The sequence below is a fragment of the Corynebacterium timonense genome, assembly GCF_900105305.1.
GTDB classification, from domain to species: domain Bacteria; phylum Actinomycetota; class Actinomycetes; order Mycobacteriales; family Mycobacteriaceae; genus Corynebacterium; species Corynebacterium timonense.
Window position 1 is genome coordinate 1930760 of record NZ_LT629765.1, and the last position, 16546, is coordinate 1947305.

Sequence of the window (16546 nt, forward strand, 5' to 3'; positions counted from 1 at the left end):
CTAACTGCTCACGCTGAACTTCACTCAGCGAACTACGTGCTCTCAAAGAACATGCTCCCCACTAGTTGTTAGCAACTGATTTCTCAGTCCAACTAATGGGGAGCAGTTCATTTACGCGGGGATCGGCTTCAATCGGATAGGCCACATCAGGTTGATTCACCTCGACAACTTGGGTGAACGTATCGCCAGCGACTTCATAGTGGGTGGGGAGCACCTTTCCGGCAGCGTCGCGCGCCCAAGGAGCATCAATGAGCGCCACTATTCCGGTCGACATGCAGGTCAACCTGGCCATCCGCCTCTACCCTGAACGACTTTTGATGTTCCTCTGCGGGCGACGCAATACTCCACTCGAGTTGCACCCCCGAAGGAGTATCAGTCTTCTCGCCAATCCCCCCTCCCGAGGCATTCCAAATTGTAATGCTCTTTACGGATGGAGCAACGCTATGCGCAGCGTCACTGTTGTTATTCACAGTTACAAATTGATCAGAGCCGGTGACGCCTTCAGCATTCGCCTTTTCCGTCACAACTCCGCCGGAAAGGATCACCGAAACACTGAGACTTGCGAGCAATTTCTTCATGGACCACTCCGCCTGTCGACGCGAGACCAATAGTCACGCATTGAATGAGGACTGTCCCCAAACTGGGACTGCGGGCTCCCTCACCGAAGAATCGACCACTCGGCTTAGGTTCTCCCGCCAAGAGTCTAGAACCCGCATCTCGCGGGCGAAACCCGAATTTAGAAGTCGGTACTAAAGTAGATAAGAAATGTGTGAGTTTACGCACGGGTGAGAATGATGGAAGCTATCGCCCGCACCCCCTACACACCGACGGGGACGTCGATAAGCGAGCCACTGGCCGTGCGGGAGGATCGGAGAAAACTCATGGAACACACGATAATCCCCCCGCGCCTAAGGTGAGCAATACCTAACGTGGATTTTCTCCACGCATCTGTTGGGAAATTGGAGGCACGTAGGATCGGCCGCATGACCTACTCCACCGAGCAGCCCTTCGACCCCGCGCAGTGGGACGAGGTCGACGGCTTCGACTTCACCGACATCACCTACCACCGCCACAACGGCGGCGGCCGCGCCAACGGCATCGCGCGCATTGCCTTCGACCGCCCCGAGGTGCGCAACGCGTTTCGCCCCCACACGGTCGACGAGCTCTACCGCGCGCTCGACCACGCCCGCCGCGACCCCACCGTCGGAACGGTCCTGCTCACCGGCAACGGGCCGAGCCCGAAGGACGGCGGCTGGGCCTTCTGCTCCGGCGGCGACCAGCGCATCCGCGGCCGCTCCGGCTACCAGTACGCCACCGACGCCGGCGAGGTCGACGAGGCCCGTGCCACGGCGGAGGGCGGCCGCCTGCACATCCTCGAGGTGCAGCGCCTCATCCGCACCATGCCCAAGGTGGTCATCGCCGTGGTGAACGGCTGGGCCGCCGGCGGCGGGCACTCCCTGCACGTGGTCTGCGACCTGACCATCGCCTCGCGCCAGGAGGCCCGCTTCAAGCAAACCGACGCCGACGTCGGCTCCTTCGACGCCGGCTACGGCTCCGCCTACCTGGCCAAGATGGTAGGCCAGAAATTCGCCCGCGAGATCTTCTTCCTCGGCCGCACCTACACGGCCGAGGACATGCAGCGCATGGGCGCGGTGAACATCGTCGCGGACCACGCTTCCCTGGAGGAAGAGGCCATCGCCGCCGCCCGGGAGATCAACACCAAGTCCCCCACCGCCCAAAGAATGCTTAAGTTCGCTTTCAACTTGCTTGACGACGGCCTGATGGGCCAGCAGGTCTTCGCCGGCGAGGCCACCCGCTTGGCGTATATGACCGACGAGGCCGTCGAAGGCCGCGACTCCTTCCTGGAAAAGCGCGCGCCCCGCTGGGAGGAGTTCCCTTACTACTACTAAGGCGTTCGGCACCGAACTAGACAGCTTGGTCTTTGCAGAATACACTGATTTGTCTTATCGTGAGGGGGAGAACGAAGGAAGGATTGAGCATGTCTGTTTCACGTACTGTGCCCCGTATCATCGCCGCCGCCACCATTACCGCCACCGCCGCCACGACGCTCGTGGCGTGCGGCGATGACGCCGCGGAGAACGACGCCGCAGGAAACGACCAGCAGACGATCCGCGTCGCCTCCTCCCCCGGCCCCTACACCGAGCTGTTCCAGGACGCGATCGAGCCGATCCTGGCCGAGGACGGCTACTCCGTCGAATACATCAACTTCACCGACCTCACGCAGGCCAACACCGCGCTCAGCGAGGGCTCCGCCGACCTCAACGTCGAGCAGCACTCGGCCTGGATGAACGTGTTCAACAGGGAGCAAAACGCCAATCTGGTGTCTATCACCGAGGTCCCCACCGCCCCGGCGGGGCTTTACACCGAGAAGTACACCAACGTCGACGAGGTCGCCGACGGCCACTCCGTGGGCGTGCCGCAGGACGGGTCCAACAAGTCCCGCGCGCTGCACATGCTGGCGGACGTCGGTTGGATCACGATCAGCGAGGACGCCGACCCCACCTTGATCTCCGAGGCGGACATCGCCGAAAACCCGCACAACCTCGACATCGTGTCGATGGACTCCGCGAACCTTGCCCGCTCGCTGCCGGACCTCGACTGGGCCGTCATCCCCGGCTCCATGAGCTACTCGGCCCAGCTCGACCCCCAGCTCAGCGTGTTCCAGGAGAACCTCCGCCCGGAGCTGATCCTCGTCGCGGTGACCACCGAGGACAAGCAGGACCAGCCGTGGACCACCGCGGTCGCCGACGCCTACCGCTCGGACGAGTTCCTGTCCTACATGGACGCGAACAACCCCGACAACTACTGGTTCGTCCCCGACTCCCTCAAGTAGGACGCCGTGTCGGACGCAGCCATCACCTTTCGCGACGTCACCAAGACCTTCGGCCCCGATTTCCGGGCGCTTGATTCCGTCACGCTCGACGTCCCCGAGGGCTCCGTCTACGGGGTCGTCGGCACGAGCGGCGCCGGCAAGTCAACCCTCATCCGCATGGTCAACGGCCTAGAAAAGCCCACCTCGGGGACGGTGACGGTGCTCGGCTCCGAGCCCGCGCGTTTGTCGGGCGGGGACTTGCGCGCTTTTCGACGCACAGTCTCCATGGTCTTCCAGAACTACAACCTGCTGGAGTCCCGCACCGTCTCGGAGAACGTGGCCATGCCCCTCGTGCTGGCCGGCGTGAAGCGCTCGGCGATCTCCGAACGCGTCGCCGCCACCCTTGAGATGGTCGGCCTCACCGAGCGCGCGGACCACAAGCCCCGCCAGCTCTCCGGCGGCCAACGCCAGCGCGTCGGCATCGCCCGCGCCCTCGTTACCGAGCCCCGACTCCTCCTGTGCGACGAGCCCACCTCGGCACTCGACCCGCTGACCACCTCGCAGATCCTCGACCTCATCGCGCGCATCAACAACGACCTCGGCGTGACGGTGCTCATCATCACCCACCAGATGGACGTCATCGCCCGCCTCGCCGACCGCGTCGCCGTCCTCGACTCCGGCGCCGTCCTCGAAAACGGGACCGTCGCCGACGTCTTCGCACGGCCGCGCACCCCACTTGCCGCCCGCTTCGTCGACACCGTCATCCCGAACGAGGTGCCGCAGCACGTGCGCGACGCCGCCACCTCCTACGACCAGGTGTGGCGCCTGACCCACTCCCATTCCGCCGCGCGTGCCGTCGTCGCGGATCTTGGGCAACGCTTCGGGGTGCGCGCAGACATCCTCCACGCCGTCGACGCCCCCCTCGGCGGCACCGTCGTAGGCAAACTTGACCTCGGCGTCAGCGGGGGCAGCCTGCGCGAGGCGCAGGATTACGTCAACGAACTCGAGCATGTGACCGTGGAGGTACTCCCATGACCGATTGGTGGACCGAACTCACCGGCTCCCGAGTCTCCCTCGCACAGTACGGGGAAGCCTTCGGCGAGACCGTCGGTGGGCCTGTCGCTGTTCATCGGCACGCTCATCGGCGTGCCCCTCGCCCTCGCGCTCGTCATCACCCGCCCCGGCGGGGTGCGCCCCAACAAACCCGTCTTCTCGGTGCTCAACGTGCTGATCAACATCGTCCGCTCCCTGCCCTTCGTCATCCTCCTCGTGGCCATAACGCCGCTGACCAGGATTATCGCGGGAACCGCGATCGGCACCACCGCGGCTCTCGTGCCCCTGACCATCTACATCGCCCCCTTCATCGCCCGGCTGCTGGAGCAGTCGCTCCTCGAAGTCGGCGCCGGCATCACCGAAGCCGCAGAAGCCATGGGCGCAAATACCTGGCAGACGGTGCGCTACTTCCTGCTCCCCGAGGCGAAGCCCTCCCTCATCCTCGCCCTGACCACCGCGACGGTTGGCCTCATTTCCGCCACGGCGATGGCCGGAACCATCGGCGGCGGCGGCGTCGGCGACCTCGCGATCTCCTACGGCTACCAGCAGTTCGACTCCGTCGCGATGCTCACCACGGTGGTCATCCTCATCATCGTCGTCCAGGCGCTGCAGTCCCTGGGCAACTGGCTCGCCCGTCGCTCCCGGGAGTAACCCGCAGCGTCGCGGGGGCCTCGGCGGCCCCTCACCCCAAAAACAGAACCCTAAAAAACCACGCCCAAGCGCCCACCACGCGGTTTTTTAGGGTTCCGTTTTTAGAGTTTGGCCCGGCACCCCCTCCACGGGCCAGTCGGCGCGCAGGCGTGAGACGACAGCCCCCCTTACCCAAAAACACAACCCTAAAAAACCACCCCCAAGCGCCGATGAACTGCTCCCCACTAGTTGTTAGCAACTGATTTCTCAGTCCAACTAATGGGGAGCAGTTCAAACACAACCCCAAAAAACCACCCCCGAGCGCCCACCACGCGGTTCTTTAGGGTTCCGTTTTTAGAGTTTGGCCCCGCACACCTACACCGGCTGCAGCTCTTTCTCTGCGGCGGGCTCGACAACGGGGGTGCGCCGGCGCGCGAGCAGCCGATCTGCGACGAGCATGGCGGCGAAGCTCAGGCCGAGAAGCGGCAGGAACGCCCCGACTGGGATGCCCACGGCGGCGATGATGACCCAGTCGGTGCGGGTGAGTTCGGCGCGCCCGGGCACGCCGGCGATCGCGTTCTTGGTGGGGCGGCGGCGCCACCACATCATGTAGCCCATGACCGCCATCGCGCAGATGCCGAGCGCGAGCGCGGCGAGTGCGATCTGCAGCGGCAGGCCGAACATGATGCCCATGTGCAGGTAGATCCCCCACGAGGTGAGCTTAGAAAACAGCGGCAGCTCGGAGAACGGCAGCCGGTCCACCACGGCGCCGGTTTCGCCATTGATGCTCACCGCGTCCGAGGCCAGCCGCCACGGCACCCAGCGCTCGCTGGCCTGCCACGCGTGGTGGGTGTCCTCGGGGACGAAGAGGCGCAGCTGGCCGGTGAGGCCCTCGGCGCGGGCGGTGTCCAGTACTGTCGCCGCTTGGTCGGCCACCTCGTCGGCGGTGAGAGAGTCGGCCCCGCTTGCGCTGGCGCTCCCCGAAGCGCCGTGGGAGCCGTGGCCGGCATGGGGGTCGGCGGCGTCCTCGCTGGAATCTGCCGTCAGGGAGGTCTCGATCGGGTCGGCTTTGCCGCCGAGCGCCGCGACGGTGCGGTCCACGTTGCCGCCGCCGTAGGTGGACCAGGTGATGCCCGTGACGGACAGGCCCAGCATGCCCACGAGCAGCCAGGTGCCCGCGACGCCGTGGAGGTTGAGAAGTTTGCGGCGGCGTCCGGTCGTGGTAGCTAGGCCGGTCAGTGCCCGGGTGCGGGCCATGCGCCACCACAGATAGACACCGCCGAGGGCAACGACCCATAGCCAGCTGGCCGCTAGCTCGGAGTAGAGCTCGCCGACGGGGCCGAGGTGCATGCTCTCGTGCAGCGAGGAGATCCAGCGCCGCAGCGGGAGCTCTCCGAGGCCGGAGTAGGTCGGTTCGTCGCCGATGACGGCGCCGGTGTGGGGGTTGACGAAGATGCTGCGGAGTTGCTTGTTCTCGGCGAGGGATTCGTCGATCAGCAAGACGCGGGTCGGCTCTGTCGGCTCCGAGGACGGCCACACTTGGGCGACATCCATGTCGGGGTGGGTGGCCTGGGCCGCGCTGACCTGGCTGGACAGCGCGACGTCCTGTGCCGGGTCGGCGGCGGGGACGGTGAGGATGTCCCGGTAGACGACGTTCTCCAGCGTCGGCGCGAGGGCGTAGAGGGCGCCGCTGAGCGCGGCGACGATGATGAACGGGGCGATGAACAGCCCGGCGTAGAAGTGGATTCTGCGGGTCAGGGCGGGCAGTCCGCTGCTGTGCGGTGCGGCGTCGGTCATGTGCGGAAAACCTCCGGTCACGGAATACGGAATGCGTACAGGTCGCGCGGAGCGCGTCCGTGGTTCCCGCGGGGGTAGCCTGCTCGGCGCGAGGCCCACGTCAGATGTGCCGCGCCCACCCCCATGCCGACTAGTGTTGTCCCCCGTGGCCCATGTCCTTGAGATCCTCCCCGTCGACCCCGCCGATCCGCTCGCGATCATGCCTACCCTCGAGGAGGCGCTGACCGGCCAGCGCAGCCTGCTGCCGGTGCCCACCGACGACCCGACGCGCGCGAACCTGCTGCGCAACACGCAGCGCGTCGGCGAGGAGATCGACCCGGAGTTCGCGCTGGTGGTGGCCACGTCGGGCTCGACGGGGGCGCCGAAGGGTGCCCAGCTGACCACGGCGAACCTCGTCTCCAGCGCGGACGCCACCCACCAGCATCTCGGGGGCGAGGGGCAGTGGCTGTTGTCCATGCCGGCGGCGTTCATCGCGGGTCTCCAGGTGCTGGTGCGCAGCATGGTGGCGGGCGTCGAGCCGGAGTTTCTCGACCTCTCCCGCGGCTTCAACGTCTCCGAGTTCGCTGCCAAGTCCCGCACGCTCGCGGCGACCGGGGAGCGCTGCTACACGGCGTTGACCCCGCTGCAGCTGGCGAAGGCGACCGCGACGCTCGACGGCATCGAGGCGCTGCGCCGCTTCACGGCGGTGCTCGTCGGAGGCGCAGCGCCGAACCCGCGGCTGCTGGAGTCCGCGCGCAGGCTGCGGGTGAATGTGGTGACCACCTACGGCTCCTCCGAGACCTCCGGCGGCTGCGTGTACGACGGCCGCCCGATCGCCGGGGCGAAGGTGAAAATCCGCAACGGCCGCATCCACCTGGGCGGGCCGATGGTCGCGCACGGCTACCGCAACCTGCCCGGCCACGAGACTTTCGCGGAGCCCGGGTGGTTCGCAACGTCGGATGCGGGCTCGCTTGTCGACGCCACCTTGAGCGTCCATGGCCGCATCGACAACGTCATCGACTCCGGCGGCCTGAAGCTCCACCCCGAGGTCCTGGAAAACGTCTTACTAAGCGTCGAGGGCGTCACCGCCGCCTGCGTGGTGGGGGTGCCGGACGAGCGTTTCGGCCAGCGCATCTGTGCCGCCTACACGGGCTCCGCCTCGATGGCCCAGGTCATGGAGGCGCTGGACGACCTCCCCCGCTGGCAAGTGCCGAAGGAGCTCACGCCCGTCCCGGCCCTTCCCCTGCTCGGCCCCGGGAAGGTCGACCGGGCCGCCGTGAGCGAATTATTTCTCTAGCCGCCCACACCCCGGCAGCCCCGTGCACCCCGGCGCCGGGGGCGTTCGCGCCGCTGGCCAGCCACACGGTGGGCCCGACCCGGCGCGGGTGGCGCAGCACGAGCTGGCGCAGGTTCATCTCGCCGGCGGCGATGTCGGGGATATAGCCGGTGACGTGCGGGCGGACCACCGTGTCGCGAAAGCCCGGCGCGAAGCGCTCGATCTGGCGGGCGATGTGTCCCGTCGCGTCGCCAGAGAAGCCGCGCGGGACGTGCGCGTAGGTCCACAGCACCGGCCCGCGCGACGGGTCCGCCGCGTACTGTTGGCACACCATGACGAAGGGCCGGTTGGGCATGCGACCGCGCGCGACCTGCCGCTCGGCGTGGGCGATCTCAGCGACGGTGCCGCCGACGTGGACGGTGCCGGCCTCGCCGACGCGCGGGTCGCGCCACGGCACGGGCCCGCTGAGCAGCCAGTCCACCTTGAACACGCCCGGGCCCTGCCGCCAGGGCCGCACCGTGGCACCGAGCCGGGCGGCGTCCCACGGCGCCATGGTGAGCACGACGGCGTCCGCGCGCGGCATCTCGCGCACCTCCACGCCGGTCTCGATGACGGCGCCGGCGGCTTCGGCTCGCCGCGCTAGCTTCTCGACGACCCCCTGCGCGCCCCCGGCCGACACCGGCCAGCCCTTCGACATCGCCAGCGCCCCGAAGAGCACGCCGAACGCCGCGGTGAGCACCCCGTCCGGCGGGCGCAGCGAATGGACCGCGTTGCCCACGAGCAGCGCGCGGGCTTCCTCCGTGCGAAACAGCGCCGCCCCCAGCGTCGTGGCGGGCGGCGCGGCGCGCAGCCCGAAGCGCGCCATGGCCAGCGGGTGCGGCGGCCAGCGCCACAGCGTCGGGCCGAGGATGTTGTCTAGGTGGTCGTCGATGTGGCGCGCGATGGGGCCGTGGAGGCGGTTCCAGGTGTTTTGGTCGGGCCCGAGGGCGTCGAGAAGCGCCGTGCTCTTCTCCAAGGGATGGGCGACCGGGCGGGGGGCGTGGAGCCAGTCGCCGTCGAGGGTGGCCACGCCGAAGGGGAACGCGGCGGCGCCGAGGTCGCTGCGCGTGCCCGGGAACAGGGATGCCGTGCGGCAGTGGCCGCCGATGGTCGCCCGGCGCTCCACGACGCGTACTGCCCACCCCGCCTCGGCGAGCTCCACCGCGGCGGCCAGCCCGTTGGGTCCCGCCCCGACCACGACTGCCTCAGGCATGGGCGAGCCTAGCCACGTCGTCGGGGGTGTAGGTGCGCGCGATCTGCTCGTCGTTGCCCCCGCGCAAGTTCGCGCGCACAAGCGCCCCCGACTGCGAGCCGGGGACCAGCGAGAACGCCCGCGGGTGCGGGAAGACCTGGCGCACGCGGTGGCCCGAGCGCAGCGCGCAGACGTTGAGCCAGACGTCGTCGGCGAGCGGGGAGTGCTGCAGGAAGCGCAGGCCCTGGCCCGCCACGTAGTCCACCATCGTGGGCGGGTACGCCACCCCGGACACGCCGGTGGCGAAGTGCCGCGCGGCCGGTGCCGTGTCGCAGACGGCGCGCCAGCTGCGGTAGGGCCCGATCGTCCCGCTCGCGAGGGCCACCACGTGCGCCCGGTAGGCCACCACGCACCCCGGTTCGGCGGCCGCGGCGGCGAGCAGCCTGTCGAGGAACCAGCGGGGGTACATGATGTCGTCGTCGACCGTGACCACGCGCGTGCCGGTGCCCGCGAAGAGCCGGAAGGCGCCGTAGTACTTCGTGTGCGGGCCGTAGGCGCCGCCAGAGCGGTGCACGATCAGCCCGCGCTCCACCAACGCGTGCAGCCCCTCGGGCCACGGCCCGTCAAAGTCGGCGGCGTCCAGCCACAGGTGCACGGGGGCGCGCCGCGTGCCCTCCAGCAGCGAGGCGATGGCCACCACCGCCGAGCCGAGGCGCCGCCCGTGCGTGGTCAGCGACACCACCACCGGCCCGTGTGCAGGGAACGTGGCGGCGCTGCATCGGGCGGCGCGGCGCAACGCGCGTGCGCGCACGAGCGCACCCACGGAGTACAGCGCCTGCCGAGCCGCGTAGTCGAGCCACATGCCCGCCCACTCTAGCGGGCGGGCATGATGGAACACATGACCGACGCTTTCACCGCCTCCCCCCGCGACTGGTGGGAGGCCGCCCGCCCGCACACCTGGCCCAACGCTTTCGCCCCCGTCATCGCGGGCACCGGCGCGGCCGCGTTTGCGGGTGGCGCGCACCTCGGGCGTGGTGTCCTCGCTCTCCTCGTCGCATGGGCGCTCATCATCGGCGTGAACTACGCCAACGACTACTCCGACGGCATCCGCGGCACCGACGACGACCGCACCGGGCCCACCCGGCTCACCGCGTCGCGCCTGGCCCGCCCGGAGCACGTCAAGGCCGCCGCGTTCGGCGCCTTCGCCGTCGCCGCGCTGTGCGGGGTGGTCCTGAGCTACGAGGCGGGGGCACTGTGGCTCGTCGCCGTCGGCGCCGCCTGTATCGCCGCCGCCTGGTTCTACACCGGCGGCACGACACCCTACGGCTACTCCGGCTTCGGCGAGGCCGCCGTCTTCGTCTTCTTCGGCCTCGTCGCCGTGCTCGGCACCGAGTACACGCAGTCCGGCGCCGTCAGCGTCGTGGGCGCGCTGTGCGCCGTCGCCGTGGGCGCGATTTCCGCCTCGGTGAACCTGGCCAACAACATCCGCGACATCCCCACCGACGCCGTCGCGGGCAAGCGCACCCTCGCGGTGCGGCTTGGCGACGCCCCCTCCCGCACCCTCTTCACCCTGCTCACGCTCGTTCCCTTCGCGGCGTCGGTGCTCCTGGCGTTTGCCTTCCTTCCCACCCTGCTCGGGGTGGCGGCGCTGCCGCTGGCCGTGGCGTCCATCCTGCGGGTCCGGCGCGGCGGGCGCGGGCCCGCGCTCATCCCAGTGCTCGGCCTCAACGGCAAGGCGATGCTCATCTGGTCGCTCGTCACCGCCCTCACGCTGGCGTGGGGCGCGCTAGTGGCGGGCCGGCCGTTCTAGACGTCCGTTCTTACCGGCCTGAGCGGCGATGAGCTCCCCCACCGAGTGCCCGGGCTCGAGCGGGTCGATCACCTCGGCGGCGGGGGCGGTGCCCGCCCCGAAGGGCGAGCCGCCGAGTTCCTCGCGGCCGTGCGGTTCGAGCAGGCCGGAAAGGTCCGGGCCCTGCGGCACGATGCCCAGCGGGTTCAGGTCGCGGTGCACCTCGTAGTAGTGGCGCTTGATGTCCACGAAGTCGGTGGTGTCGCCGAACCCTGGCGTCTGGAACAGGTCGCGCAGGTACGCCCAGAGCACGGGCATCTGCCTGATCGTGGTGCGGTTGCATTTGAAGTGGCCGTGGTAGACGGCGTCGAAACGCACGAGCGTGGTGTAGAGGCGCACGTCGGCCTCGGTGATGTGGTCGCCCATGAGGTAGCGCCGCGTGGCCAGGCGCTCCGAGATCCTGTCGAGCGCCGCGAACAGGCGCACGTAGGCGGCGTCGTAGCTTTCCTGCGTGCCGGCGAAGCCGCAACGGTAGACGCCGTTGTTGATCTCTGTGTAGACATAGCGCATGAGCTCGTCCATCTCGTCGCGCAGCGCCTCTGGGTAGAGGTCGGGAGCCCCATCGCGGTGGAACGGCGCCCACTCGGTGCTGAAGTCGAGGGTAATCCACGGGAAATCGTTGGTGACCACGGCGCCGGACTCAACCTCCACGATCGCCGGCACCGTGATACCGCGCGGGTACTCGGGGTCGCGGGCGAGGTACGCCTGCTGCAACCGCTCGTAGCCCAGCACCGGGTCGATTCCTCCTGGGCCTTTATCAAAGGTCCAGGAGCGCTCGTCGTGCACCGGCCCACACACTGCCATCGAAATCGCGTCCTCCACACCCACAAGGCGCCGCACGATGATGGCGCGGTGCGCCCACGGGCAGGCGCGCGCAACGACGAGGCGGTAGCGCCCTGCCTCCACGGGCCATGTGCGGATGCCCTCGCCGACCGGCCGAGCGTCTCGGGTGATGCGGTCGCCGATGTAGCGGGTGTCGCGCTCGTAGCTCTTTCCGGCGCTCGAATACACCCCGCCGCGTGCGTGCTCGGGCGGGTCCTGTTGCTGTGTGTCCTGCTCCGTCATGACGGCGATCCTACTGGCGCGCCCGCACGCCCCGGCTACCGTTCCGCGAGCTCCCCCTGGATCCATTCCTTGCGGGCCTTGCGCTCCTGCTGCCAGTGGGCGATGGCGTGGTTCGCCTCGAGGCGCTGGCGGGTAAAAATCAGCATGGAGAGCGGGAACGCCACGATGAGCGCCAACAGGGCGGACATGATGAGGGGCACCGGCGCGCCGATGAGCAGGGAGACCGCCTGGATCACCACGGTGAGCGCGAGGAACAGCCCCAGCCGGCACAGGCCGTAGATGGCGGCGGCCTTGTTCGCGCGCGAGCGCGCGCCCGGATCCGTGCCCGGTTCCGGACGGGCCGCGGCGGGGGTGCTGGTGGCGGGTCCTGTCTGCTCCTTCACACTCCATCACCCTACCCACTATTCATCGTCTTACCTAACCAGTATCGTGAGAAGTATGGGAAGAATTCTGCTGGTCCTTCTGGTCATTTTAGCCATTTACCTGTTGTGGCGTGCCTTTGGACCGGGCAGCCGCGAACGCTACGGCTCATTGCGGGGCGGAGCCGCCCAGGCTCCGCCCGCGATCAAGGGGCCGGACGACGACGCAGAGTTCCTCTGGAACATCGAGAAGAACCGCTTTAAGGAACGCCGCGCCCGCGAGGAGGCCGAGCGCCGCAAGCGCGAGGAAGAAAAGCGCCGCAAACGCACCGACAAGGGCCCAGACAACGGCGACGAACCCGCCGCCTAGCAGCTACTCAAACTTCATCCGCAAGCCGAGCGCCCCCGCGACGGCCGCGACTTTTTCCCATCGCACTCCGGCCCCGCCGTGCTCGATGGTGTGCAACGTCGAGCGCGAGACGCCGGCGGCGTCGGCGACTTCCTGCTGCAGCCTCCCGGCGTCGCGGCGCGCCTTGGCGATGTGCTCGCCGAGAGCAATGAGCTCGGGAACTTCACTGGCCGGTTTGCCGGCCTTGTTGCGGGGTCCGGACATCTCGCCTCACCTGCCTTTCTTGGGCGCCTAGGACGCGCCCAACGGAGTCGGCTTATCCTAACCCGCACGTACGCCCGGGCGGGGGCTTTTCAGGCTCCGCTCAGCCGTTGCTCCTCCCGCAGCACACCGGGCAGCCGCTCGGACCATTCGAGGGAGTGGCGCACGCCGTCCGCGATGCTCAGCTCGGGCGACCAGCCAAGCAGGGCGTTCGCCCTGTCAATGCGCGCCGCCGCGCCCACCGCGTCGCCCTCGCGGCGCGGGGCGCTGCCCACCTGCAACGGGGTACCGGTGGCCTCCCCCACCGCCTCGGCGAGTTCGAACACCGTCGTTCCGGTGCCCGTGCCCAGGTTGATCACCGCGTAGTCGCCCAGGCTCGCCTGCAGCGCCAGCACGTGGGCGCGCGCCAAGTCCCACACGTGGATGTAGTCGCGCAGCCCCGAGCCGTCTCGGGTGGGCAAATCCGTGCCGGTGACGTAGAAGGTCTCGCCCGCGGCGTGCGCCGTGAGCATCTTGCCCAGCGCGTGGCTCGGCGCCGGGTTTTGCAGGCCGGTGCGCAGCTGCGGGTCCGCGCCGATCGGGTTGAAGTAGCGCAGCGTCGTCGCGGTGATGCGCCCGGCGGCGGCCGCGTCCGCGAGGACGCGCTCGAACATCCACTTCGAGGCCGCGTATGGGCTGCCCGGGTTGAGCGCGCTGGATTCGCTCACCATGAAGTCCGGGTCGGGCTCGTACATGGCGGCCGTGGAGCTAAACAGCACCTTCGTGATGCCGCGGGCAGAGAGGGCGTCGACAAGCGCGATGGCCTTGCCCACGTTGGTGCCGTAGTACGACAGCGGCTCGGCGACGGACTCCGGCACGACGATCTTCGCGGCGCAGTGAATGAGCGCCTCGATGTCCGGGTGCTCGGTGACGATGCGCTCGATGAGCGCCTCGTCCGCGATGTCGCCCTCGTAGTGGGCGTAGCGGGAGGCGAAGACGCGCAGGCCCGTGGAGTAGTCGTCGAGGATGACCGGGGTGATGCCGGCGTCCTCGCAGCAGGAGGCGATGGTCGATCCGATGTAGCCGGCCCCGCCGGCGATGAGCACCTTCATCTAGTTCAACCCCGCGTACGAGTGCAGGCCAGCGATAACAGTGTTGACATACGTCATGTTGAAGATGGTGACGCCAAGCGCGAAGACGTTGATCCACGCGGCCTTCGTGTTCTTCCAGCCCGCCGTGGCGCGCGCGTGGAGGTAGGCGGCGTAGAGCACCCAGGTGATCAGCGAGACCGTCTCCTTCGCGTCCCAGCCCCACGGGCGGCTCCACGCCACCTCGGCCCAGATCGCGCCGAAGAGGATGCCGATGCCGAACAGCGGCAGCGTGATAATCGCCGTCTTGTAGGCCAGCTGATCCAGCGTCTTCGCCGCCGGCAGCGGCTTGGCCAGGGCGCCGAAGAAGCCCTTCTCCTCCCCGCGCGGCTGCCACATGCGGAACAGGTACAGCGCGGAGAAGATGCCCGAGACGATGCCGATGGAGGCGCCAATGGACACCGAGGACACGTGCACCGGCAACCAGTAGGACTGCAGCGCCGGGACCACCGGGGCGGCCTGGATGTGGAAGACGGTGGAGTTGAGGTACATCGCCACGATCATCGGGGCGAGCAGCCACGGGTACACCGAGTGCCACTTCTTACGCTGGACCACGATCGCCGCGGCGATCATGATCACGGCCGTCATCACCAGGATGTACTCGTAGAGGTTGCCCAGCGGGAAACGCCGCGCGCCGAGGCCGCGGGTGATCACGGCGACGACGTGCAGCGCGACGCCGACCCAGATCAGCCCCTGGGTCATGCCCGCCCATTTGCGGGCGCCGCGCACGCGTCTGGCGTACTCCTCGTTGTCAAAACCCGTGCCGGAACCGGTCTCGGCACCGGCGCTGTCGACCACGGTGGAGCCCCCACCCGCGCCAACGGCAACCTTCGTCGTCTTCTTCTCGGCGCGCTTCTTCTCTGCCTCGTGGGCGCGGCGCATGTCGATGACCCCGAACATGCGCCCGTAGTAGATGCACGACATGATGAGCGCGACGATGTAGATGACGAACGCCGTCCGGAACGTCAGGTCCGACAGGTCCGCCATGGTGGAGTTGACCAGCATGGGCCTAAACCTACCCCACCGAACCGCATATTCCAAGGTCACCGGGCGACGAGAACGCCGTCGCGCCCTCACCCGGGGCTAGCCGAGGTCGTCGATCTCCCTGTCGTGGTCCTCGTCGTCCTCCTGCGGGGCGCGCCCGAGCAGCCGGTCAGCGAACTCCTCGAACTCCGCGCCCCACCCGGCGCGGTCCGTGCGCGCCAGCCCCGCGAGCTCGACGGAGGTGCCCGCGCCGGAGGGCGCCAGGCGCACCCAGATGCGGCGGCGCTTGATGGTCAGCGAGCCGATGAGCGCGCCGAGCATGAGCACCGTCGTGGCCAGCTGCCAGATCTGCGTGGTGTCGCGCGCGACCTGGTAGTTGGCAAACTCCGCGGCCCCGTCGAAGCGGATTGTCACCCCGCCCTCGATGGTGACCTCCTCGCCGTAGCCCAGGTTGACGCGGTCCACCTTGCTCAGCTGCCCCGAGGCCACGAGCGACTGGTCGAGCACGAAGATGTTCTGGGGGCGGCCGGTGTCCAGCCCAGCGTCGCCGACGTAGATATCCACGGCCATCGCCGGGTCCGTCATCGCGGGGAAGCTCGACTGCAGCATGTCGCCGTTGGGGCCGGTCCACTGCGCGGTCGGGGAGAACACGCCCTCGATGGCGATCTGGTTCTGGCGGCGCTCGACAAGGTCGGGGAACATGCCGGCGGGCGGGTCGAAGCGCATCACGCCGGAGGAGAGGAAGTTCTGCATGTCGGTCGGGCGGAACTGCAGAAGCTGCGTGCGCGTCTCGCCGTTCGGCCAGGTCACGGTGATCTGCGGGGCGAAGCCGTGGCCCTGTAGGTAGAGGCGGTCGCCCTTGATGCGCAGTGGGTGGTTGACCTGGAGGGTCGTCTCCTCCCACTCGGCGCGGTCGGCGGTGACGTCGCCCGTGTAGGCGATGTCGGAGGAGAAGCCGACGGCCTGGCCGGTGTTGAGGTAGTCGGCGTTGAAGTTGAGCGCCTCGAAGCAGAAGGGGGTGAGCCCTGTGCCGTCGAAAAGCGGCCCGGCGCGGAAGGAGTCGAAGTTGGACGGGGAGGTGTTGCAGAACTCGCGGGACTGCTCGACGGGCACGGCGTAGGGCGAGGCGGAGTTGGTGACCACGATGACCTGGCCCTCGTAGTAGCTCAGCCGACCCGCCGCGAACGTGATGATCATGCCCACCAGCCCCACGTGGAACAGCAAGTTCATCAGCTCACGCGTGTAGCCCTTCTCGGCGGCCAGAGAGAAGCGGCCCGCGCGGTCGCGTTCCGGGGAGTAGGAGGCCACGTGCCAGCCCTTCAGCGCCTCGCGCGCCTGCTTCTCGACGTCCTCGAGGCGCGCCTCGACCTCCCCCTGCGCGTGCAGCGGCATGCGGTGCAGGAACTTCGGCGCGCGCGTCGGCGCCGCCCGGTAGGCGCGCCAGTGGTCGATCGAGCGCGGGATGATGCAGCCGACGAGGGAGATCATGAGCAGCACGACGATGGCGACGAACCACGTGGAGCCGAAGACGTCGAAAAGCTGGAGCCGGTCGTAGATCGGGCCCGTGGTGGGGTTGGCCTCGAGGAAGTCCTCGACCAGCGCGGGGCTCACGCGGCGCTGCGGCAGAAGCGCGCCCGGGATGCACGCGATGGCGAGGAGGAACAGCAGCACGAGCGCCGTGCGCATGCTGGTCAGCCAGTGCCACGCGCTGCGCAGCCACGTCGTTAGCGTCCTCATGACGAGCTCCTTAGGT

General features: G+C 68.6%; 17 protein-coding genes and 1 pseudogene. 7 read left to right on the plus strand and 11 right to left on the minus strand.

What is annotated here, in order from left to right:
• Positions 1–61: 61 nt before the first annotated feature.
• Together BLT81_RS12710 and BLT81_RS12715 are read right to left on the minus strand one after the other, a co-directional pair.
• Positions 62–259 (minus strand): hypothetical protein, encoded by a 198-nt coding sequence (locus tag BLT81_RS12710; protein ID WP_156784095.1) that lies wholly within the window; start codon positions 257–259, stop codon positions 62–64.
• Positions 246–578, minus strand: a complete 333-nt coding sequence (locus tag BLT81_RS12715) for a hypothetical protein (RefSeq protein WP_156784096.1) — start codon at positions 576–578, stop codon at positions 246–248. Before BLT81_RS12715 ends, BLT81_RS12710 begins: the two co-directional genes overlap by 14 nt.
• A 405-nt stretch (positions 579–983) precedes the next feature.
• Here BLT81_RS12715 and BLT81_RS09155 point away from each other — a divergent pair, with 405 nt between their 5' ends.
• From BLT81_RS09155 to BLT81_RS09170, 4 genes and pseudogenes are all read left to right on the plus strand, one after another.
• Positions 984–1910, plus strand: coding sequence for a 1,4-dihydroxy-2-naphthoyl-CoA synthase (locus tag BLT81_RS09155; RefSeq protein ID WP_019193881.1), 927 nt, complete (start codon positions 984–986; stop codon positions 1908–1910).
• A gap of 89 nt (positions 1911–1999) precedes the next feature.
• Positions 2000–2854 (plus strand): MetQ/NlpA family ABC transporter substrate-binding protein, encoded by an 855-nt coding sequence (locus BLT81_RS09160; protein ID WP_040421034.1) that lies wholly within the window; start codon positions 2000–2002, stop codon positions 2852–2854.
• Positions 2855–2860: 6 nt separating this feature from the next.
• A complete protein-coding gene (locus BLT81_RS09165) occupies positions 2861–3868 on the plus strand; it encodes a methionine ABC transporter ATP-binding protein (protein WP_019193879.1) in 1008 nt (335 codons plus the stop codon).
• Positions 3865–4537 (plus strand): annotated as a pseudogene (locus BLT81_RS09170) (methionine ABC transporter permease). The gene BLT81_RS09165 and the pseudogene BLT81_RS09170 overlap by 4 nt, the downstream one beginning before the upstream one ends.
• A gap of 354 nt (positions 4538–4891) precedes the next feature.
• On the opposite strand, the gene BLT81_RS09175 reads toward BLT81_RS09170, so the two are convergent.
• Positions 4892–6313 (minus strand): PepSY-associated TM helix domain-containing protein, encoded by a 1422-nt coding sequence (locus tag BLT81_RS09175; protein WP_019193877.1) that lies wholly within the window; start codon positions 6311–6313, stop codon positions 4892–4894.
• A gap of 145 nt (positions 6314–6458) precedes the next feature.
• Here BLT81_RS09175 and menE point away from each other — a divergent pair, with 145 nt between their 5' ends.
• Complete coding sequence (gene menE, locus BLT81_RS09180) at positions 6459–7589, plus strand: o-succinylbenzoate--CoA ligase (RefSeq protein WP_040421195.1); 1131 nt, start codon at positions 6459–6461, stop codon at positions 7587–7589.
• Here the strand turns inward: menE and BLT81_RS09185 are convergent.
• Both BLT81_RS09185 and BLT81_RS09190 read right to left on the minus strand, forming a co-directional pair.
• Positions 7513–8820 (minus strand): phytoene desaturase family protein, encoded by a 1308-nt coding sequence (locus tag BLT81_RS09185; RefSeq protein WP_019193875.1) that lies wholly within the window; start codon positions 8818–8820, stop codon positions 7513–7515. The genes menE and BLT81_RS09185 overlap by 77 nt on opposite strands.
• The gene (locus BLT81_RS09190; protein WP_019193874.1) at positions 8813–9661 is read right to left on the minus strand and encodes a hypothetical protein; all 849 of its coding nucleotides are present in this window, start codon (positions 9659–9661) and stop codon (positions 8813–8815) included. Before BLT81_RS09190 ends, BLT81_RS09185 begins: the two co-directional genes overlap by 8 nt.
• Positions 9662–9697: 36 nt before the next feature.
• On the opposite strand from BLT81_RS09190, the gene BLT81_RS09195 reads away from it, so the two are divergent.
• A complete protein-coding gene (locus BLT81_RS09195; protein ID WP_019193873.1) occupies positions 9698–10609 on the plus strand; it encodes a 1,4-dihydroxy-2-naphthoate polyprenyltransferase in 912 nt (303 codons plus the stop codon).
• On the opposite strand, the gene BLT81_RS09200 is transcribed toward BLT81_RS09195, so the two are convergent.
• Together BLT81_RS09200 and BLT81_RS09205 are read right to left on the minus strand one after the other, a co-directional pair.
• Positions 10586–11713: a glutathione S-transferase family protein gene (locus BLT81_RS09200; protein WP_019193872.1), complete on the minus strand. Its 1128-nt coding sequence runs from the start codon at positions 11711–11713 to the stop codon at positions 10586–10588. The two genes, BLT81_RS09195 and BLT81_RS09200, sit on opposite strands and share 24 nt — an antisense overlap.
• A 35-nt stretch (positions 11714–11748) precedes the next feature.
• Positions 11749–12096, minus strand: coding sequence for a DUF4229 domain-containing protein (locus BLT81_RS09205; protein WP_019193871.1), 348 nt, complete (start codon positions 12094–12096; stop codon positions 11749–11751).
• 55 nt (positions 12097–12151) lie between these two features.
• Here BLT81_RS09205 and BLT81_RS09210 point away from each other — a divergent pair, with 55 nt between their 5' ends.
• Positions 12152–12442: a hypothetical protein gene (locus BLT81_RS09210; RefSeq protein WP_019193870.1), complete on the plus strand. Its 291-nt coding sequence runs from the start codon at positions 12152–12154 to the stop codon at positions 12440–12442.
• 3 nt (positions 12443–12445) lie between these two features.
• Here BLT81_RS09210 and BLT81_RS09215 read toward each other — a convergent pair whose 3' ends face one another.
• From BLT81_RS09215 to BLT81_RS09230, 4 genes are all read right to left on the minus strand, one after another.
• The gene (locus BLT81_RS09215; RefSeq protein WP_019193869.1) at positions 12446–12685 is read right to left on the minus strand and encodes a helix-turn-helix domain-containing protein; all 240 of its coding nucleotides are present in this window, start codon (positions 12683–12685) and stop codon (positions 12446–12448) included.
• Positions 12686–12774: 89 nt separating this feature from the next.
• Positions 12775–13773 carry a UDP-glucose 4-epimerase GalE gene (galE, locus tag BLT81_RS09220; RefSeq protein ID WP_019193868.1) on the minus strand — a complete coding sequence of 333 codons (999 nt, stop codon included), beginning with the start codon at positions 13771–13773 and terminating at the stop codon, positions 12775–12777.
• A complete protein-coding gene (gene ccsB, locus BLT81_RS09225) occupies positions 13774–14814 on the minus strand; it encodes a c-type cytochrome biogenesis protein CcsB (RefSeq protein ID WP_019193867.1) in 1041 nt (346 codons plus the stop codon). It abuts the gene before it with no gap.
• Between the two features lie 78 nt (positions 14815–14892).
• Complete coding sequence (locus tag BLT81_RS09230; protein ID WP_019193866.1) at positions 14893–16530, minus strand: cytochrome c biogenesis protein ResB; 1638 nt, start codon at positions 16528–16530, stop codon at positions 14893–14895.
• Positions 16531–16546: the final 16 nt, after the last annotated feature.

What these genes read in the sequence shown, in the direction of transcription:
- BLT81_RS12715 (WP_156784096.1), bottom strand. Translation starts at nt 578, where the DNA reads ATGAAGAAATTGCTCGCAAGTCTCAGTGTTTCGGTGATCCTTTCCGGC.
- BLT81_RS09155 (WP_019193881.1), top strand. Translation starts at nt 984, where the DNA reads ATGACCTACTCCACCGAGCAGCCCTTCGACCCCGCGCAGTGGGACGAG.
- BLT81_RS09160 (WP_040421034.1), top strand. Translation starts at nt 2,000, where the DNA reads ATGTCTGTTTCACGTACTGTGCCCCGTATCATCGCCGCCGCCACCATT.
- BLT81_RS09175 (WP_019193877.1), bottom strand. Translation starts at nt 6,313, where the DNA reads ATGACCGACGCCGCACCGCACAGCAGCGGACTGCCCGCCCTGACCCGC.
- BLT81_RS09185 (WP_019193875.1), bottom strand. Translation starts at nt 8,820, where the DNA reads ATGCCTGAGGCAGTCGTGGTCGGGGCGGGACCCAACGGGCTGGCCGCC.
- BLT81_RS09190 (WP_019193874.1), bottom strand. Translation starts at nt 9,661, where the DNA reads ATGTGGCTCGACTACGCGGCTCGGCAGGCGCTGTACTCCGTGGGTGCG.
- BLT81_RS09195 (WP_019193873.1), top strand. Translation starts at nt 9,698, where the DNA reads ATGACCGACGCTTTCACCGCCTCCCCCCGCGACTGGTGGGAGGCCGCC.
- BLT81_RS09200 (WP_019193872.1), bottom strand. Translation starts at nt 11,713, where the DNA reads ATGACGGAGCAGGACACACAGCAACAGGACCCGCCCGAGCACGCACGC.
- BLT81_RS09210 (WP_019193870.1), top strand. Translation starts at nt 12,152, where the DNA reads ATGGGAAGAATTCTGCTGGTCCTTCTGGTCATTTTAGCCATTTACCTG.
- BLT81_RS09215 (WP_019193869.1), bottom strand. Translation starts at nt 12,685, where the DNA reads ATGTCCGGACCCCGCAACAAGGCCGGCAAACCGGCCAGTGAAGTTCCC.
- galE (WP_019193868.1), bottom strand. Translation starts at nt 13,773, where the DNA reads ATGAAGGTGCTCATCGCCGGCGGGGCCGGCTACATCGGATCGACCATC.
- ccsB (WP_019193867.1), bottom strand. Translation starts at nt 14,814, where the DNA reads ATGCTGGTCAACTCCACCATGGCGGACCTGTCGGACCTGACGTTCCGG.
- BLT81_RS09230 (WP_019193866.1), bottom strand. Translation starts at nt 16,530, where the DNA reads ATGAGGACGCTAACGACGTGGCTGCGCAGCGCGTGGCACTGGCTGACC.